This window comes from Xanthomonas sp. NCPPB 1128 (genome assembly GCF_001043115.1).
In the GTDB taxonomy this organism is placed as follows: Bacteria; Pseudomonadota; Gammaproteobacteria; order Xanthomonadales; family Xanthomonadaceae; genus Xanthomonas_A.
Genome location: NZ_LFME01000004.1, coordinates 107,457 through 132,334, shown reverse-complemented (window position 1 = coordinate 132,334; position 24,878 = coordinate 107,457). Strand labels below are relative to the sequence as shown.

Here is a 24,878-nt window from a genome sequence, read left to right as displayed (position 1 = left end):
GCGGCGGCAGCATGCCGGAGCGTCGGAGTCCGCGCCAGCGGCAGGCGTGCCGATCGCGGCGGCAAGGCGCACGGATCGGCCCGCCTTTCATCCGCCGTTGCCGCACGCTTCACCCGCGCGCGTCGGCACAACGTGCACGCTGAGGCCTCATCGCAGGAGACGCCCATGCACATGCAGAGTCCCAATCCCGGCCAGGATCCGCAGCAGCCACCGAACGAGGTGCCGGGCCAGGTGCCGAACCCGGGCGTGGACCCGACCCCGGACCGTCCGATCGATCCGATCCCCGACCAGCCGACCGATCCGACCATCCCGCCGATCCAGGACCCGGTCGGCGACGTCGACTCGCCGGTGCCGGGTCCGCGTGGGCCGACGCAGTACGTTTGAACCGCCGTCTCTCGCATTGCAATGCGGGAGACGGTTGCGGGACTGGCGACCCTCGCGATTGACGGACGGCGACCCGGCTTTCGCGGGAACGCGCGTCGCGGCTGAAGCCGCTCCTACGAAATGCATGCAGCGGCTGCCACGTAGCGACAGCACGAACGATGACGCGGCCGTGTTGCCGACGGACGCAAGAGAATCCACCGCCGTAGGAGCGGCTTCAGCCGCGACCAGGCCTTCCAGGAACGCCCGGTCGCGGTTGAAACCGCTCCTACGTGTTTCGCGCGGCAGTCGCCTCAGCGAATCCGGAACCCCATCGTCGCTTCCACCGCCTGCTGCCAGCCGGCATACAGCGCTTCGCGACGCTCGGCCGGCATGTCCGGCTCGAAGCGGCGGTCCACCGCCCATTGCTGGGCGATCTCGGCGCGATTCTTCCAGAAGCCGGTGGCCAGGCCAGCCAGGTAGGCCGCACCCAGCGCCGTGGTCTCGGCCACCTCCGGGCGCAGCACCGGCACGTCCAGGATGTCGCTCTGGAACTGTGCCATGAAGTCGTTGGCGATGGCGCCGCCGTCGGCACGCAGTTCCTTCAATTCGATGCCCGAATCGACCTGCATCGCGGTCAGCACGTCGCGTGTCTGGTACGCCATCGATTCGATCGCAGCGCGGATGAAATGCTCCTTGGTGGTGCCGCGGGTCAGGCCGAACACCGCGCCGCGGATGTCGCTGCGCCAGTAAGGCGCGCCCAGGCCGACGAAGGCCGGCACGAAGTACACGCCGTCGTTGTCGCCAGCGCGCTCGGCATAGGCCTGCGAGTCGCTGGCCTTGCCGAGCATGCGCAGGCCGTCGCGCAGCCACTGCACCACCGAACCGGCGACGAAGATCGCGCCTTCCAGCGCGTACTCGACCTTGCCGTCCACGCCCCAGGCGATGGTGGTGAGCAGGCCGTTTTTCGACGCCACCGCCTTCTCGCCGGTGTTCATGAGCATGAAACAGCCGGTGCCGTAGGTGTTCTTGGCCATGCCCGGTTCGAAGCAGGCCTGGCCGAACAGCGCCGCCTGCTGGTCGCCGGCGATACCGGCGATCGGCACCGCGTGGCCATAGAAATACTGGCCCTGGGTGTTGCCGTAGATCTCGCTGGACGAGCGCACCTCCGGCAGCATCGAGGCGGGGATGTCGAGCAGTTGCAGCAGCTCCTCGTCCCAGCGCAGTTCGTGGATGTTGTAGAGCAGCGTGCGCGAGGCATTGGTGTAGTCGGTGACGTGGACCTTGCCGCCGGTGAGGTTCCAGATCAGCCAGCTGTCGATGGTGCCGAAGGCCAGCTCGCCGCGCTGCGCGCGTTCGCGCGCGCCGTCGACGTGATCGAGGATCCACTTGACCTTGGTGCCGGAGAAGTACGCATCGATCAGCAGGCCGGTCTTGGCCCGCACCAGGTCCTCGTGGCCGTCGGCCTTGAGTTGATCGCAGATGTCCTTGGTCTGCCGCGACTGCCAGACGATGGCGTTGTAGATCGGCTGGCCGGTGGCGCGGTCCCACACCACCGCGGTCTCGCGCTGGTTGGTGATGCCGATGCCGGCGATCGCGCTGGCGTCCACCTGGTGGTTGTTGAGCAGCTCGGTGATCGTGGTGTAGACGCTGGTCATGATCTCGCGCGGGTTGTGCTCGACCCAACCCGGCTGCGGGAAGATCTGCGAGAACTCGCGCTGGGCCATGCCGACGATGCGGCCCTGGCGGTCGAACAGGATCGCGCGCGAACTGGTGGTGCCCTGGTCGATGGCCAGGATGAACTGCTTTTCCATCGGAGACTCCTGCGGGATGCACGCCGCGCGCATGGGCGCGGCGCCAACGGGGAATGGGGAGGCGCGCACGCCGCGCGCGGAAACGAGCGCGCTGCCGGCTAGGTGCGACGCGCGGCGGCCTGCTCTTCTTCCAGCGCCTTCACCCGTGCCGGCAGGAACGGATAGATCAGCAGCTGGTAGGCGGCACCACCGATCACGCCGCCGATCAGCGGGCCGACGATCGGGATCCACCAGTAGTTGTCGGCCGACGGCAGCGCCGACGAACCCCAGCCGGCGAGGTAGGCGAACAGGCGCGGGCCGAAGTCGCGGGCCGGATTGATCGCCCAGGCTTCCAGATAGCCCATCGAGGCGCCGATGGTGGCCACCAGCAGGCCGATGATCAGCGCACCGGAGTTGGCGGTGGGCGCGGCCTCGTTGTAGCGCTCGGTGATGGCGAAGATGCCGAAGATCAGGAACGCGGTCAGGATCACCTGGTCGCGCAGCGCGTGCATCGGCGTGATCGCCAGACCCGGCGCGGTGAAGAACACCCCGGCCGCACCGCCGCCGGCGCGGGTGAGATGCTGGGCCTGGTTGTAGTGATCGATCACCGGCGCGAACAGCAGGTAGACGATCCACGCACCGAGGAACGCGCCGATCACCTGGGCCAGCCAGTACGGCAGCACCTTGGGCCAGGGAAAGCCGCGGTACAGCGCCAATGCAAGCGTCACCGCCGGATTGGCGTGGGTGCCAGACACCGAACCGGTGACGTAGATGGCGATGGTCACCGCCAGGCCCCAGGCGATGCACACGCCCCAATAGGCGTGCTGGTAGGGGCTGGGGTCGTAGAGCACGTACATGCACGCCACCGAGCAGCCGAAGGCGATGATGATCAGCATCGCGATCGCCTCGGAAATCAGTTCGCCCACCAGTTGCCGGCTCATGCGCGTGCCTCCCGGCCTGCCGTCGTTGCCGCTGTCGATCCACCCATGCCTGCCACCCTCCACGGTTGCGTCCAGGTTCCTGCGCCGCGGCGGGGGCCGGGCGCAGCGCGATTGTGCACGCGCCGCCGCGGCCCGAACCGGGCCGGCGGCAGCGTTTTCGTCAAGCAGGTGCCGCGGCCAGCGTGGCCGGCGCCTGTTGCAGGTAGGCGACCAGGCGCTGGCGGCTAGCGGCGTCCACCCGCAGGCCGAGCTTGCTGCGGCGCCACAGCAGGTCTTCGGCCTCCACCACCCACTCGTGTGTGCGCAGGTAGTCGACCTCGGCCTGGTACAGGTCGGCGCCGAAGTGCTGGCCCAGGTCCTGCAGCGAGGCGGCATCGCCCAGCAGCGTTTCCGCGCGGGTGCCGTAGTTGCGCGCCAGCCGCTGTGCAGTGGCCTCGGCCAGCCACGGCCTTGCTGCGCGCAACTCGCGCGCCAGCGTGGCGATGTCGTTGCGCTCGCCGCCGGGCAGCGGCGCACCGTGCGCGGTCCAGGCCGGCGCCTTGCGCCCGGCGTGCGCGGTCAGCCGGTCCACCGCCTCCTCGGCCAATTTGCGGTAGGTGGTGAGCTTGCCGCCGAACACATTGAGCAGGGCCGCGCCGTCGCGCGCGTCCAGTTCCAGCAGATAGTCGCGGGTGACCTCGGCGGCGTTGTCCTCCTCGTCGTCGAGCAGCGGGCGCACGCCGCTGTAGCTCCACACCACGTCGTCCGGGGCGATCTGCTTGCGGAAGTAGCGATTGGCCGCCTCGCACAGGTAGCGCGTCTCCTCGCCGTCGATGCGCGGCGCGGCCGGGTCGGCGTGGTAGTCGACGTCGGTGGTGCCGATCAGGGTGTAGTCCTGCTCGTAGGGGATGGCGAAGACGATGCGCCGGTCCGGCTGCTGGAAGATGTAGGCGTGATCGTGCTCGAACAGCCGCGGCACCACGATGTGGCTGCCCTTGACCAGGCGCAGCGCGTGGTCGTGACCGACATGGGCCACCTCGTCGAGGAACTGCACCGCCCAAGGCCCGGCGGCATTGACCAGCGACCGCGCGCGCAGTTCTTCGCGGCGGCCGTCGGCGTGCTGCAGTTGCACCTGCCACAGGCCATCGACCCGGCGCGCGCCGACGCAGCGGGTGCGGGTGAGGATGCGCGCGCCGCGCTGCGCGGCGTCCATCGCATTGAGCACCACCAGCCGCGCGTCCTGCACCCAGGCATCGGAATAGACGAAGCCGGTGCGGAACTCCTCGCGCAGCGGCGCGCCCACCGGATGCGTGCGCAGCGCCAGGCGTCGCGACCCCGGCAGGGTGCGGCGGCCGCGGCCCAGGTGGTCGTACAGGAACAGGCCGGTGCGGATCATCCACGCCGGGCGCAGGTGCGGCTGGTGCGGCAACAGGAAGCGCAGCGGCCAGATGATGTGCGGGGCCAGCCGCAGCAGCACCTCGCGCTCGGCCAGGGCCTTGCCGACCAAGGCGAATTCGTACTGCTCCAGGTAGCGCAGGCCGCCGTGGATCAGCTTGGTGCTGGCGCTGGAGGTATGCGCGGCCAGGTCGTCGCGCTCGCACAGGCACACCGACAGGCCGCGGCCCACCGCGTCGCGGGCGATGCCCACGCCGTTGATGCCGCCACCGACCACCAGCACATCGTAGGTCTCACGCATAGCCGACTCCGGAAGTGTCGTGTCCTGCCGCCGGCACACTGACCGGGTTCAGGACTGAGGACGAAAAGATCGTAAACGAACATTTCCGAACATATCACGCTGCACTGCAGCGTGGCGTCGAAAGCGCCCTGGAAGACGGGCCGAAAGCCGTCTTTGACTTAGAATGTAGACAGCCAGACGCGCACACGGCGGCGATGCGGCGTGCCAAACACGCCACATCACGCAACATTAACGAAATAATTCGAACATAAGTCTCGTCGCCGCTGGCGTCGGCGCCAGAGCCGGCGGGTCGACTCAAGGACACCTCTAGCAACACGCTATTGCCGGGGCGCGGCAGGATGTCTTGTCTCGATCGTAGGGGCGGCTTCAGCCGCGACGGGCGTCCCGGGAATGCCCGTCGCGGCTGAAGCCGCTCCTACGAATTGCCTTCGGCGTTGTTACAGGCGCCCTCAATCCGCAGCCGCGCCCAGCTCCGGCACGCCCGGATCGGCGGCATCACCCTCGGCGACGAACACCCGGGTGCCGGCCGCGTCCAGCACCGCAGCCAGTTCGGCCGGCGGCGCGCGGTCGGTGAACCAGGCCTGCACCCGCCCGATCGGCCCCAGCCGCACCATCGCGTTGCGGCCGAGCTTGCTGTGGTCGGCGGCCAGGAACACCTGCCGCGAATGCTCGATGATCGCCTGCGCCACCCGCACCTCGTGGAAGTCGAAATCCAGCAGGGTGCCGTCGAGGTCGATGCCGGAAATGCCGATCACGCCGAAATCCACCTTGAACTGACGAATCAGCTCGATGGTGGCCTCGCCGGTGACGCCCTGGTCGCGGCCGCGCACGCGTCCGCCGGCCACCATCACCTCGAAGCTGGGATTGGCGCTCATCATCACCGCGACGTTGAGGTTGTTGGTGATCACGCGCAGGCCGCTGTGGCCCATCAGCGCGCGCGCCACGTCCTCGTTGGTGGTGCCGATGTTGATGAACAACGAAGCGTCATCGGGAATGTGCTGCGCCAGCAGCGTGGCGATGCGCCGCTTCTCCTGCGCCTGCAGCGACTTGCGCGCCGCATACGCCAGGTTCTCCACGCTCGACGGCAGGCTCACCCCGCCGTGGTAGCGGCGCAGCACGCCGGCCTCGCACAGCAGGGTCAGGTCGCGGCGGATGGTCTGCGGCGTCACCTCGAAGCGCGCCGCCAGCCCTTCCACCTCGGCATAGCCCTGCTGGCGCACCAGCGCCACCAGCTGCTCCTGGCGCGGATTGAGCGCGGACACGGCGCTCGGCTTGGGAATCGGATGGTCCATGCGCCGATGATGGCGCATGCGCCGGCGGATGCAACCGCGCCGCGTCCACACCCTCGGTGAACCGCAGCCATGACCCGGGCCTGCGCGGTCTACGCGCCGATGCGGGCCAGCGCCTAGGGCCTGTCACCCATTCCCGGGTAGGTCGCGCCGCCCTTGCGCGTGCCTGGGGCAAAGAAGCGCGAGGGAGTGGACGTGCGTCCACGACCGAGCAATGACGCAGTCCCGGGCATGCGCAAGAGCGGCCCTTCGGGTTGTCGCTGCAAGGCCGCCATCTTCGCGCCGCGCGGCTTGACCTGACGGCCAGTCAGGCCTGCGCCACGCGACGCAAACCTGACGGCCTTGCAGCGCCAACGCGGCCTACCCGGGAATGGGTGACAGGCCCTAGACTAGCCGCCCTCGCCGGGCCTGCCGGCACTCCCGCACCTGCCATGCTCAACAACGACATCCTGCGCTCCATCCGCTACATGCTCGACCTGAGCGACCAGAAGCTCGTCGATCTGGCGCACCTCGCCGATCCGGCATTCCCGATCGACAAGGCGCAGATCCCGGCATGGCTGAAGAAGGAAGACGAAGACGGCTTCGTCGCATGCAGCGACGCGGTGCTGGCGCACGTGCTGGACGGGCTGGTGTTCCACTACCGCGGCCGCGACGACAGCCTGCCGCCGCGCCCGGTGGAAGCGCGCATCACCAACAACGTGGTGCTGAAGAAGCTGCGCGTGGCGTTCCAGCTCAAGGACGTGGACATGCACCAGATCTTCGACGCCGCCGGTTTCCCGGTGTCCAAGCCGGAACTGTCGGCGCTGTTCCGGCAGCCGGAACACAAGAATTTCCGCCTGTGCGGCGACCAGTTGCTGCGCAACTTCCTCAAGGGCCTGACCCTGCGCGTGCGCGCCGCCGGCTGAGCCGCGCGCACCGCTGCAGCAGGGCGCGGCCGTCGCCGCGACGCCGGCCATCCACACGCCGGCCATCGCGAATCGGTAGGATGCGCGCATTCCGCCACCGTGGCGGCGCGGCCGGCTGCCGGCCCTGCCCGCCTCCCGTTCCGTTCCGAGGGTCCCCATGAAGCTAGAGGCGCTGTTCGACCAGTTGCACACCCTGCCGACCATTCCCCAGGTGGCGCAGGACCTGATCCTGCAGTTCGATGCGCCGGGCACCAGCCTGGACGCGGTGGCGCGCAACATCGAGCGGGACCCGGTGATCGCGGCCAAGGTGCTGCGGCTGGCCAATTCGGCGCGCTTCCGTGGCGCGCGCGATTCCACCACGGTGGAAGACGCGGCGCTGCGCCTGGGCTTCAACACCTTGCGCACCCTGGTGCTGGCCTCCTCGGTGACCGGCGCGTTCCATGCCCCGGCGCATTTCGACCTGCGCGCGTTCTGGCTGCACAGCTTCGAAGTGGCCGGCGTGTGCCGGCTGCTGGCGCGGCAGAAGGGACTGGACGCGGAGACCGCGTTCACCTGCGGCATGATGCACAACATCGGTGAATTGCTGATCCAGACCGGCGCGCCCGACTACGCCGCGCAACTGCACCCGGACGCCTCCTCCAGCGGCCGCGCCGCCGACGAGACCGTGCAACTGGGCTTCGGCTATCCGGAAGTGGGCGCCGAGCTGGCGCGGCGCTGGCAGCTGCCGCAGGTGATCCAGACCGCCATCGCCTTCCAGGCGCGGCCGCTGCAGGCGCCGGAAGGCGAGCCGATGCCCAAGCTCGTTGCCCAGGCCGCGCTGGTCGCCGACGCGCTGGAGCGCCACGGCAGCGCCAACGACCAGGCGCGGCAGGCGGTGACGGGCCCACTGATGGACGATGTGGACCTGGACGCGCTGTTCGACGCGCTGCCGGACGTGATCGAGGCCGATCGCGCCTTCACCGAGATGTTGAAGTAAGACAAGTCACCGGGACGCGGCGGCAGCACGGGATCGGCCCCTTCCACGCTTCCGCCATACCCTCATCCGGCGCTACGCGCCATCTTCTCCCGGCGGGAGAAGGGGTGGTTTCCGGCGCGCCTTGCCGCGCGGGGGCGTCGGCGGCACCTCGGCCGCAGCGCGCGGCTTGCGCGCTTTCGGCGTGTTCGCTTTCGGAGTCTTCGCCGACGTCGTCTTTGTTGCGCTTCGCTTCTTCGTTGCCTGCGCTGGCGTCGTCGATTTCGCCGCGGCCCTGGCCGTCGTCTTGCCCCTGGTCCGCACTGCGGCTTTCGCCGCCCGCGACGGAGTGCCAGACGCGGAGGGGCGTGTGGTCTTCGTCGCCTTACCGCCCTTCGTTTTTCCTCCAACGTCCCCGTCGCCGCGCCTCGGCTTGAGCGACGCCGCGGCTGCACCGCGGGCCGACACCACGCCCAGCACGACCCAGGTCGGCGCATGGTCGCTGGCATGCGGCAGGTCGCGCACCCAGCGATCCACGCCGGCGTCGCGCAGACGCGCGGCCAGCGGCGGATTCAGCAGTAGGTGGTCGATGCGCAGCCCGGCATCGCGTTGCCAGTGCTGGCGAAAATAATCCCAGAACGTGTACACGCGGCGTTCGCCGTGCACCTCGCGCAGGCTGTCGGTCCAGCCCTGCGCCAGCAGTTCGGCATAGGCCTGGCGGCTCTCCGGCTGCAGCAACGCGTCGCGTCGCCACGAGGCCGGGTTGTAGATGTCCGCATCGGTGGGCACCACGTTGAAGTCGCCGATCAGGGCCACCGGATGCGGCAGCGCCACCAGCTGCTGCGCATGCCGCTGCAGGCGCGCGAACCAGTCCAGCTTGTAGTCGAATTTGGGACCCGGGCGCGGATTGCCGTTGGGCAGGTACAGGCAGCCGACCAGCACGCCGTGCGCCATCGCCTCGATGTAGCGGCTCTGGGTGTCGCGCGGATCGCCAGGCAGGCCGCGCCGGCTCTCGACCGGGTCGCAGCCCTTGGCCAGCAGCGCCACGCCGTTCCAGCTCGACTGCCCCATCCACACCGCGCCGTAGCCGGCGGCATGCAGCTCGGCGAGCGGAAAACCCGCATCCACGCTCTTGAGCTCCTGCAGGCCGACAATGTCCGGCGCCTCGCGCTGCAGCCACTGCAGCAACTGCGGCAAGCGGCTGCGGATGCCGTTGACGTTGTAGGTGGCGATCTTGAGCGTTTTCATCCGGCGCGCCTGCAGAACCTGCCATCACCTTCGCCCGGCTACCCTCGCCGCATCGTGAAAACGGGAGCCGCCGCATGACTCCGCTCGACAAACCCCTGCGCCGCGAACTCGAGATCGACGGCGTGCACTACACCCTGACCTTGGACCCGGACGGCCTGAAACTCACCGAGAAAGGCCGGCGCAAGGGCCTGGAACTGCGCTGGAGCGCGCTGGTCAGCGGCGATGCCGCATTGGCCACCGCGCTGCAGGCGTCGCTGGCCGATCGCCCCGGCAAGCGCTGAGCGCGAGCGCGGCCGACGACATGTCCGCACCACGCGGGAAAACGTGGCCGCCGATGGTGCTATCGTCGCGCCATCGGCAACCACAGGGAGCGGGCGGATGCACAGGCGCTGCGATGTTGCGGTCGGAAACGGACGGACGCGCGCTCGGCATGCGCGATGGGGCATTGCCCCCCTGCTGCTCGCCCTGCTGCCGCTGGCGGCCTACGCTGCGCCGAACGCGCCGGATAGCCTGCGTGTGTCGAGCACCAGCACCTACGCCGCAGGCACGCCGGAGTGGCGGCAGGTGCGCGACTGGCTGGTGCAGCACCGTACGCGTAGCGATGGCGCGCGCATGGGCAATCTCGACCAGCTCGGCCCCATCGTCCTGACCTACGCGCGAGCGCTGCCACCCGCCAGCGAGCGGCTTCCTGCGCCCCTGCCACTGCCGGCCAACGGCTCGACCGGCGATAGCATCGCCATTACCAGTTGCGCAGACAGCGTGCGCCAGTCGTGGCGCTACGGCGTCGAGGCACGCCCCACAGGTGCGTGGATCCTGGCGTCGTTCGCCACCTCGCAGGCTGAGGACTGCAAGCAGGCCGATGACAGGCACTGACGCTGCAATCTCCACCGTGCCGTGGGCGCGGCTTCCCGATAGCCCAGGCAGTTGGCTTTTGCTGCGAATCGAAGGGCACCCATTGCCTTGTAGGCTCTACCGGTAACGCCTCGTCGCGGCTGAAGCCGCTCCTACAGGATGCGCCTCCCAGTGCTGTTGGAGGCCCGCTTCAGCGCGACGAACGAAGCACCAGTGGCGATCGACTTCACCCCTCGTCGAGATTGAAGTCCTCCACCACCTATCCAGCACACTCATCGCAAACCATTGCGTTTGCAGGAGCCGCTTAAGCCGCGACGAACGACGCCGCGCCCCCCATCGGTACCGGCCACCGCCAAAGCACAAGCACCGCCGCCGCCCGGTGCTCATACTCACGCGCCGCGCTGGCGCACCGCATCGACTGGCACCGACCATTCGCAGGCGGCGCCAGCCGGACGCCCTCACTGCACCGCGCAGAACGTCGTGTAGTGATCGGCCGAGTAGTAGCGCTGCGCGATCGTCGACTTGGTCTTGCCGTCGGTGACCAGGAACACCAGGCGATAGGTGCCGGCCGGGCCGCCCGGGTCGCGCCGCGCCTTGCCTTCGTAGTAGGTCTGCCCTTTGCCGGCTTTCGGCAGACGCCCTTCGGCATTGCCGAACACCTGCACGTCCACCTGGGTGGGACCGCAGGCGGCGATCGGGTTGGGCATGGTGATGCAGTACGCCATGTCACGAGCGGCCTCGCGCACGTAGGTGGGCAATGCGCCGCAGGCGGACGGCGCCTTCTGCGCCTGCGCCTGGGTGGAGACCAGCAGCGCGGCAAGCAGGACAGCGTGGATCGGACGGGACATGGACGTGCTCCTTGGAAGTGATCGGGATGGCCGCCACCGGCGAACGGCGCCGCGGCGGGCGCTGCCACGATGCGCAGGCGCCGGCGCCACGCCCATCGGGCGATGGCTGATCTGCGGCCGGCATGGCGCCCCGGTACGGCAGGGATCCAAGACGGCGGCGAAGGGGCGACGTGAACGCCGGAACGGCATCGGGACTGGAAGTGCGCGGACACGGCACATTCCCTGATGCATCCTCACGCGCCCCACCGCGGCACCGCGGCACCGCGGCACCGCGACGTCATGAATGCCGAAGACGCAGGCCTCGGCTACCATCGCCGCGGGCGCGCCGCCGCGCGCGCCGACCGTCTCCCCAGCCCCCCTCGCCCATGCCCGCCGCCGTTCCGCTCCGCCCCGCTGCAGGCGCCCTCGTCGGCCGCCTGCGCACCATCGTCCGCGTTGCCGTCTGCGTGCTCGCCAGCCTGCTGCTGATCCCGCCGCAGTGGCTGCTGATGCGCTTCACCCGCGGCCGCGGCGCGTTCGTGCTGCCGCGGCTGTGGTTCGGCTGCCTGCGGCGCGCCCTGGGCCTCCGCGTCGAGGTGGTGGGCGCGCCGCGCGAGGCGGGCGGGACGCTGTTCGTCGGCAACCACATCTCCCACTTCGACATCGTGGTGCTGGGCAGCCTGCTGCGTGCGCGCTTCATCGCCAAGAACGACATGGAGCGCTGGCCGGGTATGCGCCACATCGGCGCGCTGGCGCAGACCGTGTTCATCAGCCGGCGCCGCCAGGATGCGGCCGCGGTGGCCGCCTCGGTGGCCGCGCAACTGCGTCCGGATCACGACGTGGTGCTGTTCGCCGAAGGCACTACCTCCTCCGGCGAGTGGGTGGCGCCGTTCAAGTCCAGCCTGTTCTCGCTGTTCCTCAGTGCCGATCCGGGCGCGCGGCAATGGACCCTGCAACCATTCACGCTGGACGTGCGCAGCGTGGACGGTCAACCCATCGCGCGGGGTGGCGATCGCGAGGCCTATGCCTTCTACGGCGAGATGCAGGCCGGCGCACACGTCGCGCAGTTCCTGCGCCTGTCCGGTGCGGTGGTCAGGGTGACCTTCCACGCACCGATCGCGGTGGCGCCGGGCAGCGACCGCAAGGCGCTGGCGGCACAGTTGCACCGCATCGTGGCCTCGGCGCTGCCGGCATCGCCAGCGGATGCCGCTGCGGCCTAGGCCGGCGCCGCACACCAATGGGCTTGCGCTCGGACAGCGCGCGATGGCACCTCAGTGCGTGGTATCCGCCACCACTGGCTCCGGCAGGCGCACCACCGCGTACTGCTTGCGGAACTCCATGGCGCCGAGCGCCGGCCAGGTCTCGGCGTAGCGGCGCAGGCACGCCACGCCCTCGGGAAAGTCCTCGCCGTTGACCCGGCAGTCGGCCGCGACCTCGCCGTCGGCATCGCGCGAGGCGAACAGCCGGATCCCGAGCATGCGCCGATCGCGCTGCAGCAGCGGCATCAAGGCATCCAGGCTGTTGGTGAACAGGCAGCACGGGCAGAACGCGTGCTCCGTGTCGTCGCCGGCCGCAGCCCGGGCCGCATCGCCGTTCATGTGCGCCACCGGCCCCAGCACTACCGTGCGCCGCACCGCGGTCTGCGCCTCGGCCGTGGCAGGGAACTCCATCTGCAGCGTCATGCAGCGAGCATCGGCCGGTGCCGTCACCGCCTCAGACAACGCCACCAGATCGGTGCGCGCCCAGGTCGTGAAGCCCGAGGCCAGGCTTGCTTCGGTGTCTTCGCCGATGGAGTGCTGGAACTCAACGATGCCATCGGGGAACAGGCTGCGGTGATGCACGCGAATGCAGCTGGCCGTGCGCACGCCGCTGCGCAGTTCGGCCAGGTCCACCAGTTCGGTGAGCAGGTGCAGGCCGTTGCCGAGCTCGACGGCATCGTCGTGCAAGCTTGCCGCATGCCCCTCGCGCTGCAGCACCTGCAGCAACAGTTGCTGCAGTGCCTGGCCCGGTTGCGTGTCGGGCGCGGATTCGGACCCTGCAGCATCGCGCGTGGCATCGAGCCCGCTCGGCGAGGTGCGGGACAACAGGCGTCGCAGTCGGTCGATCATCCTTGCTCCAGGGCATTCCAATGCACAGTCGGTCGCCGGAAGTATGCGCAGTGGCCCGCGGCGACGGCAACCGGCGATGCCGTGGCCAGCGACGGGTCGCACGGTGGGCAGCAGCCTGCGGCCCCCGCTGCACGCACTCGCCGCACGCCGGGCGCAGGCAATGCCATCGCGCCGCGTCCCGCGCCGGCTCTGCCGCGCAGTGCGCCACACGCAGGCGGCACATGGCAGCGCGTGCCTGGCCGGCACCCGCCGCACGCGCCCGCTCAGTGCCTGGCCGCCTCGCACAGCCTGCGGTTGAACCAGGTGGACTTGGCGATGGGCAGGTACGCGTCCCAGTCGCTGGGCGGCAGCATGGTGCTCTGCTTTTCCAGTTCCGCCTGGAACGAGGCCTCGTCGTGACTGCGGCCGGCCATGGTGCCGTCCAGCGCCGCCAGGCACTCCTGCGGCCGGCCCAGGCGCAGCAACGTGATGGCACGGTCGTTGGCGAAACGGTCGCGATCGAGCCAGTTGAGGAAGCCGCCGCACTCGCCTTCGAACGCCTGCATGCCGGCCAACGCCTGGGCATAGCGCTTGCCGCGATAGTCCTGCAGATACCCCTCGCGCCGCCGGCTGCTGGCCGCGGCGGTGCAGCCGGCCGGCAGCCGCAGGTAGTCGCCCTCGAAGCTGGCACGCATGCCGCAATAGTCGCGGCAGCTCTCCTCGGTCAGCGCGGCCACGTTGAAGCCGCCTTGTACCGGCTTGAACGCGAGCTTGCACGGCACGTCGCCGGCGTCGTTCACCTCCGCCTTGTCGCCCTGCAGCGTGCCCGACAACGTGCAGGTGTGGCCGTTGGCACCGACCGACAGCAGGTCGAACTGACGCGCCCCGCCCTTGTCGGTGACCCGCATGCTGCCCCAGCCTTCCTTGGTGGCGTACTCACCGGGCGTCGGGCCGGCCGCTGCCGCGCCGAACGTCACCAGCCACACCAGCATCGCGCTCCATCCGTATCGCCGTGCCATCGCCTGTTCCTGCCTTCGACCAGAGCCGGCAAGTGTGCGGCATCGTCGCGGCGGCGAGCCAGTGCCGATGTCGCCTCGCCGCAGCAATGGCCTGGGCGGTCGGCCGGATCGCGCCCGGCCTGGGCCTCCCGCGCGACACGCCCAGGCCGCTCGAACGCGCAGGCACTCAGTTCTTCAACTGCAGCGTCTCCACGTAACCGCCCACCGCCGCCTGCAGGTGCACGATCTCGCCCAGCATCGGCGGATTGTTGCCGGCGACCTCGGCCGTCACCACCACCGTGCCGTTGTTGTAGCTGGCGATCGTGTAGGTGGGCGTGGCACCGACCACCTTGAGCGTTGCGTTGACGTACTGCAGCCCGGTCAGCACGATGTTCCACTGCGGCCTGCCCTTGTACTCGCTGAGATACGCGAACGCGGACGTATCGAAGATCGCGCCGTAGGAATAGTTGTCGACCGCCTGCACGATGCTGTCCACCAGCTCCTGCCAGGGAATACCGTAGATCACCGTGCTGGTCCGTGCACCAGGATAGTTGCCAAAGCGTTCCTTGGCCGCCTGTGCGGCGACTTCGGGAATCTCGGTGCGGTCGTAGTGCTTCTCCAGGAAATCGAATTCGCTGGGCATCTTGCTCTCCTTGGTGGGTGGCGCCGCAGCGCCTGGCGTGGCGTGTGTCGGGCTGGGGGACGCCGTGCCCCGCGGCGGCGCGCGCGCCGGCTTGAGCGAGGACAGCAACATCAGCAGGGTGGTCGCGGTGGACGGCATGCGATCGGCTCCTCGGACGGTTCCCGAGTGCTAGGACGTCGCGCGGCGCGAGGTGTGAACGCCGCCCGTCCCTGCCGCGCGACGCGCAGGCGGCATGCACTTCACAGACGCGTGCCCGCGACGTCTAGGCAATCGACTGGCTCGACGCCGCACGGCCCGACGCGCGCGACAGACGGCCGTCGTCTTCTCTTCCTCAGGAGTCACCCATGCCCGTGCTGACCGATGCACAACTGCAAGGCCTTGCCAGCCCCGCTCTCGACGCAGGTACCGAACTCGACCCCACTTGGGTCGACCCTTATCCGGATGCCCCATGCTGGGGGTGGGCACTGTTCGGCGGCGACGGTGGCAACGCCGCCAATACGCCGCCGACGATCTTCGAGCAGGCGCTGGAGCTCAATGCCAGCGGCGCGCTGGTCGGTCTGCGGCCCGGCTTTCGCGACTGGGTCGACACCACCTTCCATATCCCCGCCGCGACGGCGCAGGCGGACCTGATCGAGCGGCATTTCCAGGACGCGCTGATCGACCTGGACGACGACGCCCAGGTCGTCTGCACCGGCGCCTTCGCCAGGCTCTGCATCACCGCCGCCGGCCTGACCATCAGCGCCCATCCCACCCGCTACAGCATCGTCATGGCCTCCGATCATTGGTACACATGGGAACACTGGGCGCTGGGCCTGGCCAACAACCTCAACGCACCACGCAATCCGGCCGTGCAGTACACGCAGCGCGATGCGGGCGTCAATCCGGTCAATACGCGGTGCGGCCATGTCTGGGGCCAGCACCCCATCCTCACCTCGGTGTTCGTCACCGAATTGCAGCCGGGCCACCTGAGCTACCTGCAGCACGCCGTCGGTTGGCCGTGATCACGCATCGACGCGCGCTGCATCGCCACGCGGATGCGCGGCACCGCGTCGGCGCCTGCTCCGGCGACGGCCTGCACAGAACGGTCGCGCCTCGTGCAGTCCGTCGGGAGCCTTGAGTCAGCTCCATCGCATCCTGCGGCGTAACGCACGTCCCTGGTGCAACTGCGCCAGGACGTGCCCATCGGTATGCACGCTTGCAGTCCAACGTCGCCCGCCACCGCGCCAGGCGTGCTTCACCTGCCCGCGCGACGCCGAAACGGCGCTAACCGACCTCCTTCAACGCCAGCGCCAGCGCCGCGTCCTCGTGCAGCGGCCGCGACAGGAAATAGCCCTGGACGAAGTCGACCTGCAACTCGCGCAACGCGTCCAGCTCCTGTGCCGTCTCCACGCCCTCGGCCACCACCTGCGTGCCGATCTCATGGGCGAAGTTGGTCAGCCCCTTGGCCAGCGCACGGCGGTTGCGGTCGGAATGGATGCACTGGGTGATGCTCATGTCGAGCTTGATGACGTCCGGCTGCAACTGCAGGATGTGGCGCATGCTGGCGTAGCCGGCACCGGCATCGTCCACCGCCACCTGCGCACCGCGTTCGCGCAGCGGCGCCAGCGCCTGTGCCAGTGCCTGGTAGTTGCGCACGATGGCGTGCTCGGTGATCTCCAGGGTCAGGCGCGCCACCTCGGTATCGTCGCCGAGCAGGCCGGCCAAGGCCGCAGACGTCATCAATTCCGGCGACAGGTTCACACTGAGCCGGTACTGCGGGGGAAACCGCCGCAGATACGCCAGCGCCTTGGCCAGCACATGCAACTCCAGGCGGATGCCGACGCCGGCCAGTTCGGCCTGCTGGAACCACTGTGCAGGCCCGCGCTGCGGCGTGACATCGAAGCGCGACAGGCACTCGAATCCATGCAGGCGCAGTCCCTGCAGCGCGAACATCGGCTGGAACACGATGCGTGGCGCGCCTGCCGCCAGCGCACCGTCGATCTCGTCGATCATCGCCTGCCGTTCCAGCTTGTGCGCCTCCACCTCGTGCAGGCGCAACGCGAAGATTTCCGCGAAGGCACGCAGCATGCCGATGTCGCGCTCGCCCAGGTCGTGCCTGGGCAGAAAGCTGAAACAGCACAGCGTGCCGTAGACCCGGCCATTCACCTGGATCGGCACGCTCATATGCGAGCCGATCGGGATCTGCCACGTCGCCGGAATGCAGCGCGCGGCCGGCACCAACGAGGTGTCCGGAATGAGCTGCGGCAACTCGCCGCGGACCACGCCCATGCAGTAGCCATCGGCGAACGGCAGGATCTGGCCTTCGTGGATGGGGCCATCGGGCGGCCCGTCCACGTGATCCAGTACGCGGTCGGTTTCCCGGAAGCGCGACAGGAACGCCACGTCCATGCCCAGGTGCAGGCGCACCACGCGCAGGCAGCGGCGCAACTCGCGGTCGCTGATCTCGCCCGACAGCAGCTCGAACAACGGATGAGGTTCTGGTGCACCCTCGCTCAACAGCATCCCGCTTCTCCCCCGAAAGCGTTGCGGTCCCGCCGCTTGCCCGCGCGTGGCGCCGGCCGTGATGCAGCAGCGGAACCCTGGACATCCCCCCGTTTGTCCAGCGGGCGACACATCCTTGTCGTCCGACTGTAAGACCAGTCGAACAACGGCGAAAGCGCTGGCTTGTTCAGAAAGTGAGCTGTCTACGGCAGCGACTGTGTCGGAGATCGAGGGACTGCGCATTCAGCTGGCGAGGCGGCTCGGCGATCGCAGATCGATCGGGCACGGCAGCCATTCGCTCGGTGTGACCCCCTCCCCGCTCGCGCGTCACCGACATGTGCAATCACCGCAGCGCCCAGCGGCGTGCGGGTGCGCCCAGCGCATCAGGCGTAGGCCATCAGCCCCAACAGATCCAGCGCCGCATGCGCCACGATCGCCGGCCACAGCCGCCCGGTGCGCGCCACCCACCAACCCAGGATCAGCCCCACCACCACGATGCCGATGGCGCCGACCGGCCCCTGGTACAGGTGGTACGACGCGCGGATCGCCACGCTCACGTTCACCGCGAACGCCGGGCTGTGCCGCCGTTCCAGCGCGCGGATCACGTAGGCGCACACGAACACCTCTTCGAAGATCGGATTGAGCAGCGAGACCAGCACGACCACGCCTGCCGACAGCGGCCCGGCCACCATCGCGTCCATCGACGGATTCACCTCGGCCGCCACGCTGTCGTTCAACAGGCTCAACGGATACGTCGCCACCAGGCAAGCGGCCAGCAGCGCCAGGCCAACGCCGAGATCGCGCGCCTGCCACTGCAGCCCCAGCGCCTGCGCCGTCCAGCCGCGGAACCACAGCGTCGGCAGCAACAACGCCAGCACCAGCAGCTCGTAGAACACCATGCCCCACAGGTTCGCGTCGGAGAACGACGGCTCCACCACCGGCGCCAGCACCGCCAGCGCACTCCAATAGATCGGCAGCCCGAACGCCACTGCAATCACCAGCAGCAACTCACCCCACCCGCCTGACGGCTCCCCACGTCCCCGCATCCACCATCCCCTATTGTTCGCTGTGCGCTCCGAAAAGGGCGTCGTCGCCCTTTCCACCAAGTGGCGCACCGTAGCAGGGCGGCATGACCGGAGAAATCAGTAGCCGAATCGACCGACGGCATGCAGTTCCCCGCGGCGAGGCGCTGCGCACGCGTCGCCCGCACGTCCGATCCGGTCGCGTTAGTACAGCGCGTCGCGGGTGCGCTGCGGCAATTCCCGGTCGTAGGCCTCGGCGTCGAATGCGCCATCGGCCAGATGCGCGTGCATGGTGCCGGGGCTGGGCAGGCGATCGCGCGGCAGGTGCCGCGTCGGATCCCACAGCTGCGAGCGCACGATCGCCTTGGTGCAGTGGAAGTACGCGGCCTCGATGTGCACCACGATCACGCTGCGCGGCAAGCGCTCGCCGACCGCGAACCGCTCCAGCAGATCAGGATCGACCCGGATCTCGGCACGGCCGTTCACCCGCAAGGTTTCGCCGATGCCGGGAATCAGGAACAACAGCGACAGCCGCGGATCCTGCAACAGATTGCGCAGGGTATCGACGCGGTTGTTGCCCGGCCGATCCGGCAGCGCCAGCGTGCGCGCATCCAGCACCTGCACGAACCCCGCCGCATCGCCGCGCGGCGAGCAGTCCAGGCCTCCTGCGCCGGCCGAGGCCAGCACCACGAACGGCGACGCGTGCACGAACGCTTGGTAGTCGGCATTCAGATGGTCGAGTTGCTTGCGTACCGCGCGCTTGGCGGGTTTGCCGTACAGGGCTTCGAGGGCATCGAGGCCGGTGATGCGACCCGTGGCCAGGCCCTGCGACAAGATGGGCGATGCCGTCTCGGTCGGTACATCCACCTTGGCAGAGCTGGCGTTGGCTATCGACGCAGCAAGCACGCTTTCGTATAGATGTAGACGCAAACGGAACTGGGCGCCTAGCCAACTGATCATCCACAGGAACGCCGCGAACAGCGCCAGAACTGAAAGCCACGCAGGCAACGCCAGCAGATCGCGCCAGTTACGCAAGACGACGAGCAGCGACAGGCAAAGAGGCAGCAGCCCCAGCTTATCCACTCCGCCGACGAACAGGCCAAGCTTGGCAACTAGGCGTTCCTGCGCCATTTTCGCGTAGCGCAATTGGTCCTCCAGCTCTTCGCGTGGATAGACCAGCAACCATTGAGCTAGCTGACGCAGCTCGCCGACGTCATGATCGTGCTGCAGGATCCACTGTCGGCGCGCGTTGAAGAATTCGTAGATAAGCAGCCGGACCGTGCGTAGGAAATAAGGCACAAAGGCGACGGTGAGTACCAGCCCGACTTGCGACAGCGTCACCATCCAGTGCTGCGGCGCAATCCAGACCAGCAACAGCGAAGGCAGCAAGGCAAGCATGGCGCCCGCCCATCCCACCGTGTTGAGCGCCCTGAGCCAACGCGGTGCCGACAATGCGGACACCGGTCCTTCCGGCATCGCCTCGATCTTCTGCTCCAGCAGCGCGAACGTCAGCGGCGGTGTGGCGGCATCCATGGCGGCGATCTCCTTAGGCAAGGCAGTAGGCCTGCTCCGGCGGCATGATCGCATCGCTGCGAGGCATTGCGCCCAGGCCGATAGTGGGCCGCTAGACGCTTGGCCGCCAGGCAAGGAGTGCATCAGACAAAAATCCAACCTCTGTCTCAGAATTTGCAACAAGGACCAGTAAGATGGCGCCGCCAAGGAGCTGCACGCTGCGGCTACCGGCACTACAACTCAATCGATGCTCAAGGACGAAGCTATGCCGAACCCCCACGTTCGTGCCGCCCGCCGTTTCGGCGGTGCCTCCCTACTGCTGCTCGCCGGCGCGCTAGCGACCTTCCCCAGTATTGCGGTCACCCCGAAGCGGCAATATGGGCCGCCGTATGTCGGGGATTCCAGCAATGGTTCGCAATCGTTTGCCACCGTGAACGAGGCGGTGCAGTTCGTCATCGATGGCGCCATGCGGGTGTGCCAATCCAATGGCTGCGAAAAACCGCCCGTCTTTACCGTGTCCTACAGCGATGGCTTCGCGGCCGCGAGCGTGTATTCCAACGGGCATTGGTGGGGCGATGTCTACGCCAACGACAAGATTGTGGGCGAAGGCCAACCGGTCAAGAACACGGGCAGTTGCAACACCGGGTGCACCGGCGGGCTCGGCCAGGCCGGCGACAACACCGGCCCGCATGGCAGCAGCGGCAATGCGGCGCTGAAGCAAGGCGGGGTGCATCGGGGAACCGCCTTCGAAGGCGACCCCATCAACACGTCCACGGGCAACATGTTCCGCCAGGACACCGACTACGACTCGCCGACCTGGCTGACCCTGCGCCGGTTCTACAACAGCAAGACCTTCGTGACCGCCGTGACCTTGGGCAAGCAGTGGCGCCACTCCTTCGAGCGTCGACTGGATCTGATGCTGTCGGGCGTCGCCAATGGCGGCAGCTTTATCGATGTCCAACGGCCTGACGGTGTGGTGGAACGGTTTCGCCCCAGCAATGGCGCGTGGACGCCGGACCCGGACATCGCCGATATCTTGACCGAGCGCCGCGACAGCGCCGGCGTGTTGCTAGGCTACTCCCTGGCGGTGGCGGCGACCCAGCAGACCGAGCTCTACGACACTGCCGGCCTGCTGCGCTCGGTGTTCGATCGCATGGGCCAGACCGTGCTGACCCTGGACTACAGCGACCTGCCGCCGGTCGCCGGCACCAAGCCGCCACCGAACCTGCTGCAGCGCGTTACCGATGCGGGTGGCCGCTCATTGAGCTTCGCTTACGACAGCAACAACCGCTTGGCCGCCGTCACCTTGCCCGACGGCGGCACGCTGACCTACGGCTACGACAGCATCGGCAACCTGACCTCCGTGCGGTATCCGGACGGCAAGACGCGCCAATACGTCTACAACGAGGCCTCGCTCACCTCCAACAAGAGTCAGCCGACCGCGCTGACCGGCGTCATCGACGAGAAGGGCGTGCGCTTCGAAACCACGCGCTATGCCAGCAGTGGCGATGCGATTGCGTCGAGCTTCGCCGGCAACGTCGATGCCATCTCGGTCGAGTATTCGGCTTCCACCTCAAACTGGGCCACCCCGGCCGCGGTGACCTCGCCGCTGGGATTCAGGACCTTTTTGACCTACACGGACACCGGCTACGGCTCGCTCAAGCCGACCGGGGCCAGCGTGCCGTGCGGTGAACAATGCAATCAGCCCTGGAAGGCGCTGACCTACGACGACAACGGGTATCCGGCATCGAAGACCGACTTCAAGGGCACGGTGACCAAGACCACCTACACGGCCGGTGGCCTGCTGACCCAGCAGATCGATGCGTCGGGGACTGCGCAGCAGCGCACGACGAACATCACCTGGAACACCGGCTTGCGCGTGCCGCTGACGCGCACGGTGCTCGATGCGTCCGGCGCCACAGCCGCCAAGACGGTATGGGCCTACAACGCGCGCGGCCAGCAGACGGCACGCTGCGACCTCGATCCGAGCGTGTCCGCTGCCGCCAGCTACACCTGCGGCAGCACGCCCAACGCCCCGACTGGCGTGCGCCAGTGGCTGACCAGCTATTGCGATACCATCGACGGCACGCAGTGCCCACAAATCGGGCTGGTGCTGAGCCAGGACGGGCCGCGCACCGATGTGGCGGACACCACGACCTACCGTTACTACCTGACCGCCGACGAATCCGGCTGCACCACTGTCGGTGGCGCCTGCCACCGCGCTGGGGATCTGTATCAGGTCATCGATGCGCTGGGCCGGGCCACCACCTATGTGGCCTACGACCGCAATGGCCGCCCGACACGCACCCAGGACGCCAATGGCCTGATTCACGACCTCACCTACACGCCGCGCGGTTGGACGGCCTCGAGCACCTTGCGCGCTAACGCGGATGGCGCACCATCCGATCAGGACCAAACCACGGTCGTGGCCTACGACGAAGTAGGGAACGTCAAAAAGGTGACCGATCCCGACGGCACGTTCGTCACCTACGGTTACGACGCCGCGCATCGCTTGACCGACGTGACCGACGGCGCGGGCAATACCATCCACTACACGTTGGATCCGTCGGGCAACCGGGCCAAGGAAGACATCAAGGACGCGTCGGGTACGCTGACGCACACGCTGTCGCGTCTCTACAACCGCATTGGCCAGTTGGCGACGCAGGCCACGGCCGAAGCCGATCCGACCGACTTCAGCTACGACGACAACGGCAACGTGCAGCTGGTCACCGACGCGCTCAAGCACAAGACCCAGGCCGACTACGATCCGCTTAACCGGGTCAAGCAGACCACACAGGATGTCGGCGGCATCGCGGCCAAGACCCAGTTCGACTACGACGCGCTGGACCGCATCGCCAAGGTCACCGATCCCAAGGGTCTGGCGACGGTCTACCAATACAACGGTCTGGGCGATCTGCTGAAACTGACCAGCCCCGACACGGGCGTGACCAGCTACACCTACAACAGTGCCGGCAGCATGGTCACGCAGACCGATGCGCGCGGCACCAAGACCAGCTACCTCTACGATGCGCTGGGGCGCCTGACCAAGACCACCTATGCCGACAAGGCGCTGATCGCCACCTACACCTACGACGCCAGCCAGAACGTGTGCGCGGCCGGCGAAACCTTCGCGCTGGGCCGCTTGAGCAGTCTGCAGGACGGCAGTGGCACGACCCAGTATTGCTATGACCGGTTCGGACGCGTCGTGCGCGAGGTGCAGACCATCAACGGCAAGGCGTTCGCGCTGCGCTATGCCTACACCAAGGGTGGCCGCCTCAGCCAATTCACCTATCCAGACGGCGCGGTGGTGGACTATGTGCGCAATGTGCTGGGACAAACAACGGAAGTGGGCGTCACACCTGCCGGCGGCACGCGTCAAAAACTGCTGAGCGGCGCGACCTATTACCCGTTCGGCCCCAGCGCTGGCTGGGCCTATGGCAACGGCCGGCCGTTGCAGCGTGTGCTGGACAAGAACTACCGCCCACTGGCGATCCAGGACGGTCGTAAGGATGGCCTCAACATCGGGTTCGGCTTCGACCCGGCGGGCAACCTCACTGCATTAACCGCGCCTGGCAACACCGCACCCGTGGTGAAGTTGGGCTACGACAATCTGAATCGGCTGAACGCCTTCAAGGACGGCGCGACCGGCACGGTGATCGACGGCTACAGCTACGACGCCACTGGCAATCGCCTCAGCGCCCAGGTCAACGGCGCCAGCCAGACCTACACCTATCCAACCGACAGCCACCGCCTGGCCAGCGTGGCCGGCGTAGCCCGCAGCTACGACGCTATGGGCAACACCACGGCCATCGATGGCTCGGCGCGCACCTTCGCCTACGACGCGACGGGGCGGCTGAGCCAAGCCATGCGCAGCGGCACGTTGGCGATGGAGTATCGCTACAACGAGCGGGGCGAGCAGGTGCGCCGGTTCCTCGGCACCACCAACACCTACACCGTCTACGATGAAGACGGCCACTGGATGGGCGACTACGACACCAACGGCAAGGCCCTCCAGCAGGCGATCTGGCTCGATGACCTGCCAGTGGGGGTGTTGGCGGGGACGACACTGAACTTCGTGCAGCCAGACCATCTGGGTGCGCCACGGGCGGTGATCGACCCTGCGCGCGATGTTGCGATCTGGACCTGGGATATCAAGGGCGAGGCATTCGGCAACACACCACCGAATCAAGACCCGGACAACGACGGCACCACGTTCGTGTTCAACCTGCGGTTCCCGGGGCAGCGGTACGACAGCGCAACGGGGCTTAACCAGAACTATTTCCGGGACTACGACGCGAGCACTGGGCGATATGGGCAGAGCGATCCGATCGGACTGAGCGGCGGCATCAGCACTTGGACATATGTTGAATCCAGCCCATTGATTTTTTCTGATCATATGGGGCTTGAGAAGGACCAAGCGTGCTTGGCTAGATATACGACTGCTGGTGCTGTCTGCGGGGGGGTTGTTGGTTACTATGGCAGTGGTGTTGCTGGGGCGATTGGCGGTGGATTTGTATGTGCTCCAGCAGGCCCAGGCGCCGCGGCATGTGCAGCGGGCGGAGCAATGGCCGTTAGTCCTGCTGGAGGAGCACTTGGCTCCATCGTTGGTGGTGTCACCGGACATGCGATCGGCAATGCAATGTGTCCAGATGAACCCGAGGACAGAGAAAGCGTTTGTGAGGAAAACCTACATCGAGATCTGACGACTTGCAAAGCTCTTGGACGACGCGGAGGAAAGTCCTCCTACGCGATATGTGAACGCCAGGCAATGCTTCGCTATGGAAACTGCTTGAGTGGACGCGATGAAGGGATCGACGCGCCTTTACCACCTTGGGGAATGTAATGGATAATTCAAAAAACGTGAAAAGCCGTCGAGCGTTGTTGATTTCAATTATTGATAATAATGGCTCGCTTCGAGTGGATCTGGATGATGTCGTCAATAACGGCGGACCCGACGAAGTTTGGAAGAAAAAGGAACACGTAACAAATAAGGATATTTCCGCCGATGATTTCGATGGATTGTCTTTTGATGAAAAGGAGCTGGCTGATTTCGGATATTTCGTCATGGCGAGACTATATGCATATAGGTCTCGTGGCGAGAATTAATCGCCGCATCATTGCCGTTAAAATAATCTAATTGGTTTTTGTTTTTCCCGTACTAATGAATGAGACTGCTCGGTCAGCGAGAAGACTGTGTATGGAACTTGCAGGCGCTTGACCTCCAATATGCAGAAGACAAAAGTGATCTACTCGTCGCCAAGGTTGGGAATGAAAGCGATGTTCGCTTCCGCGC

The 24,878-nt window shown here is 67.4% G+C and carries 21 protein-coding genes; 9 read left to right on the top strand and 12 right to left on the bottom strand.

The window, feature by feature from the left end:
• Nucleotides 1–165 precede the first annotated feature (165 nt).
• On the top strand, nt 166–384 hold the full coding sequence (locus tag ACP93_RS04885) for a hypothetical protein (RefSeq protein ID WP_026143701.1): 219 nt from the start codon (nt 166–168) through the stop codon (nt 382–384).
• 290 nt (nt 385–674) lie between these two features.
• On the opposite strand, the gene glpK is transcribed toward ACP93_RS04885, so the two are convergent.
• From glpK to ACP93_RS04865, 4 genes are all read right to left on the bottom strand, one after another.
• Nucleotides 675–2,174 (bottom strand): glycerol kinase GlpK, encoded by a 1,500-nt coding sequence (gene glpK, locus ACP93_RS04880; protein WP_048489642.1) that lies wholly within the window; start codon nt 2,172–2,174, stop codon nt 675–677.
• Between the two features lie 98 nt (nt 2,175–2,272).
• Nucleotides 2,273–3,094, bottom strand: a complete 822-nt coding sequence (locus tag ACP93_RS04875; RefSeq protein WP_048489641.1) for an MIP/aquaporin family protein — start codon at nt 3,092–3,094, stop codon at nt 2,273–2,275.
• A gap of 160 nt (nt 3,095–3,254) precedes the next feature.
• Nucleotides 3,255–4,769, bottom strand: a complete 1,515-nt coding sequence (glpD, locus tag ACP93_RS04870; protein WP_048489640.1) for a glycerol-3-phosphate dehydrogenase — start codon at nt 4,767–4,769, stop codon at nt 3,255–3,257.
• 449 nt (nt 4,770–5,218) lie between these two features.
• Nucleotides 5,219–6,079, bottom strand: coding sequence for a DeoR/GlpR family DNA-binding transcription regulator (locus ACP93_RS04865; protein ID WP_048489639.1), 861 nt, complete (start codon nt 6,077–6,079; stop codon nt 5,219–5,221).
• Nucleotides 6,080–6,489: 410 nt separating this feature from the next.
• On the opposite strand from ACP93_RS04865, the gene ACP93_RS04860 reads away from it, so the two are divergent.
• A complete protein-coding gene (locus ACP93_RS04860) occupies nt 6,490–6,963 on the top strand; it encodes a YehS family protein (RefSeq protein WP_048489638.1) in 474 nt (157 codons plus the stop codon).
• Between the two features lie 157 nt (nt 6,964–7,120).
• Nucleotides 7,121–7,939 (top strand): HDOD domain-containing protein, encoded by an 819-nt coding sequence (locus tag ACP93_RS04855; protein ID WP_048489637.1) that lies wholly within the window; start codon nt 7,121–7,123, stop codon nt 7,937–7,939.
• A 72-nt stretch (nt 7,940–8,011) separates the two neighbouring features.
• Here ACP93_RS04855 and ACP93_RS04850 read toward each other — a convergent pair whose 3' ends face one another.
• A complete protein-coding gene (locus tag ACP93_RS04850) occupies nt 8,012–9,163 on the bottom strand; it encodes an exodeoxyribonuclease III (RefSeq protein ID WP_048489636.1) in 1,152 nt (383 codons plus the stop codon).
• Between the two features lie 74 nt (nt 9,164–9,237).
• Here ACP93_RS04850 and ACP93_RS04845 point away from each other — a divergent pair, with 74 nt between their 5' ends.
• The gene (locus ACP93_RS04845) at nt 9,238–9,444 is read left to right on the top strand and encodes a hypothetical protein (RefSeq protein ID WP_048489635.1); all 207 of its coding nucleotides are present in this window, start codon (nt 9,238–9,240) and stop codon (nt 9,442–9,444) included.
• Between the two features lie 97 nt (nt 9,445–9,541).
• The gene (locus ACP93_RS04840; protein WP_228135954.1) at nt 9,542–10,036 is read left to right on the top strand and encodes a hypothetical protein; all 495 of its coding nucleotides are present in this window, start codon (nt 9,542–9,544) and stop codon (nt 10,034–10,036) included.
• A gap of 437 nt (nt 10,037–10,473) precedes the next feature.
• Here ACP93_RS04840 and ACP93_RS04835 read toward each other — a convergent pair whose 3' ends face one another.
• Nucleotides 10,474–10,863 carry a ribonuclease domain-containing protein gene (locus ACP93_RS04835; RefSeq protein ID WP_048489634.1) on the bottom strand — a complete coding sequence of 130 codons (390 nt, stop codon included), beginning with the start codon at nt 10,861–10,863 and terminating at the stop codon, nt 10,474–10,476.
• Between the two features lie 416 nt (nt 10,864–11,279).
• On the opposite strand from ACP93_RS04835, the gene ACP93_RS04830 reads away from it, so the two are divergent.
• Nucleotides 11,280–12,062 (top strand): 1-acyl-sn-glycerol-3-phosphate acyltransferase, encoded by a 783-nt coding sequence (locus ACP93_RS04830; RefSeq protein ID WP_082143376.1) that lies wholly within the window; start codon nt 11,280–11,282, stop codon nt 12,060–12,062.
• 51 nt (nt 12,063–12,113) lie between these two features.
• On the opposite strand, the gene ACP93_RS04825 is transcribed toward ACP93_RS04830, so the two are convergent.
• The 3 genes from ACP93_RS04825 to ACP93_RS04815 form a co-directional block, all read right to left on the bottom strand.
• The gene (locus tag ACP93_RS04825; RefSeq protein ID WP_048489632.1) at nt 12,114–12,950 is read right to left on the bottom strand and encodes a DUF6348 family protein; all 837 of its coding nucleotides are present in this window, start codon (nt 12,948–12,950) and stop codon (nt 12,114–12,116) included.
• Nucleotides 12,951–13,213: 263 nt separating this feature from the next.
• Complete coding sequence (locus tag ACP93_RS04820; protein WP_204243637.1) at nt 13,214–13,948, bottom strand: hypothetical protein; 735 nt, start codon at nt 13,946–13,948, stop codon at nt 13,214–13,216.
• Nucleotides 13,949–14,114: 166 nt separating this feature from the next.
• On the bottom strand, nt 14,115–14,708 hold the full coding sequence (locus tag ACP93_RS04815; protein ID WP_048489630.1) for a hypothetical protein: 594 nt from the start codon (nt 14,706–14,708) through the stop codon (nt 14,115–14,117).
• 206 nt (nt 14,709–14,914) lie between these two features.
• Here ACP93_RS04815 and ACP93_RS04810 point away from each other — a divergent pair, with 206 nt between their 5' ends.
• The gene (locus tag ACP93_RS04810; protein WP_048489629.1) at nt 14,915–15,571 is read left to right on the top strand and encodes a hypothetical protein; all 657 of its coding nucleotides are present in this window, start codon (nt 14,915–14,917) and stop codon (nt 15,569–15,571) included.
• 262 nt (nt 15,572–15,833) lie between these two features.
• Here the strand turns inward: ACP93_RS04810 and ACP93_RS04805 are convergent, their stop codons facing one another.
• From ACP93_RS04805 to ACP93_RS22230, 3 genes are all read right to left on the bottom strand, one after another.
• Nucleotides 15,834–17,036 carry a sensor domain-containing phosphodiesterase gene (locus ACP93_RS04805; RefSeq protein WP_228135953.1) on the bottom strand — a complete coding sequence of 401 codons (1,203 nt, stop codon included), beginning with the start codon at nt 17,034–17,036 and terminating at the stop codon, nt 15,834–15,836.
• 398 nt (nt 17,037–17,434) lie between these two features.
• Nucleotides 17,435–18,049 (bottom strand): CPBP family intramembrane glutamic endopeptidase, encoded by a 615-nt coding sequence (locus tag ACP93_RS04800; protein WP_228135958.1) that lies wholly within the window; start codon nt 18,047–18,049, stop codon nt 17,435–17,437.
• Nucleotides 18,050–18,277: 228 nt separating this feature from the next.
• Entirely contained in the window at nt 18,278–19,606 is a 1,329-nt protein-coding gene (locus ACP93_RS22230) for a pyridoxamine 5'-phosphate oxidase family protein (protein WP_228135952.1), read from the bottom strand.
• A gap of 226 nt (nt 19,607–19,832) precedes the next feature.
• Here ACP93_RS22230 and ACP93_RS04790 point away from each other — a divergent pair, with 226 nt between their 5' ends.
• Together ACP93_RS04790 and ACP93_RS21680 are read left to right on the top strand one after the other, a co-directional pair.
• A complete protein-coding gene (locus ACP93_RS04790) occupies nt 19,833–24,428 on the top strand; it encodes an RHS repeat-associated core domain-containing protein (RefSeq protein ID WP_228135951.1) in 4,596 nt (1,531 codons plus the stop codon).
• Entirely contained in the window at nt 24,428–24,691 is a 264-nt protein-coding gene (locus ACP93_RS21680; protein ID WP_131721586.1) for a hypothetical protein, read from the top strand. Before ACP93_RS04790 ends, ACP93_RS21680 begins: the two co-directional genes overlap by 1 nt.
• The last annotated feature ends 187 nt before the right edge of the window (nt 24,692–24,878 follow it).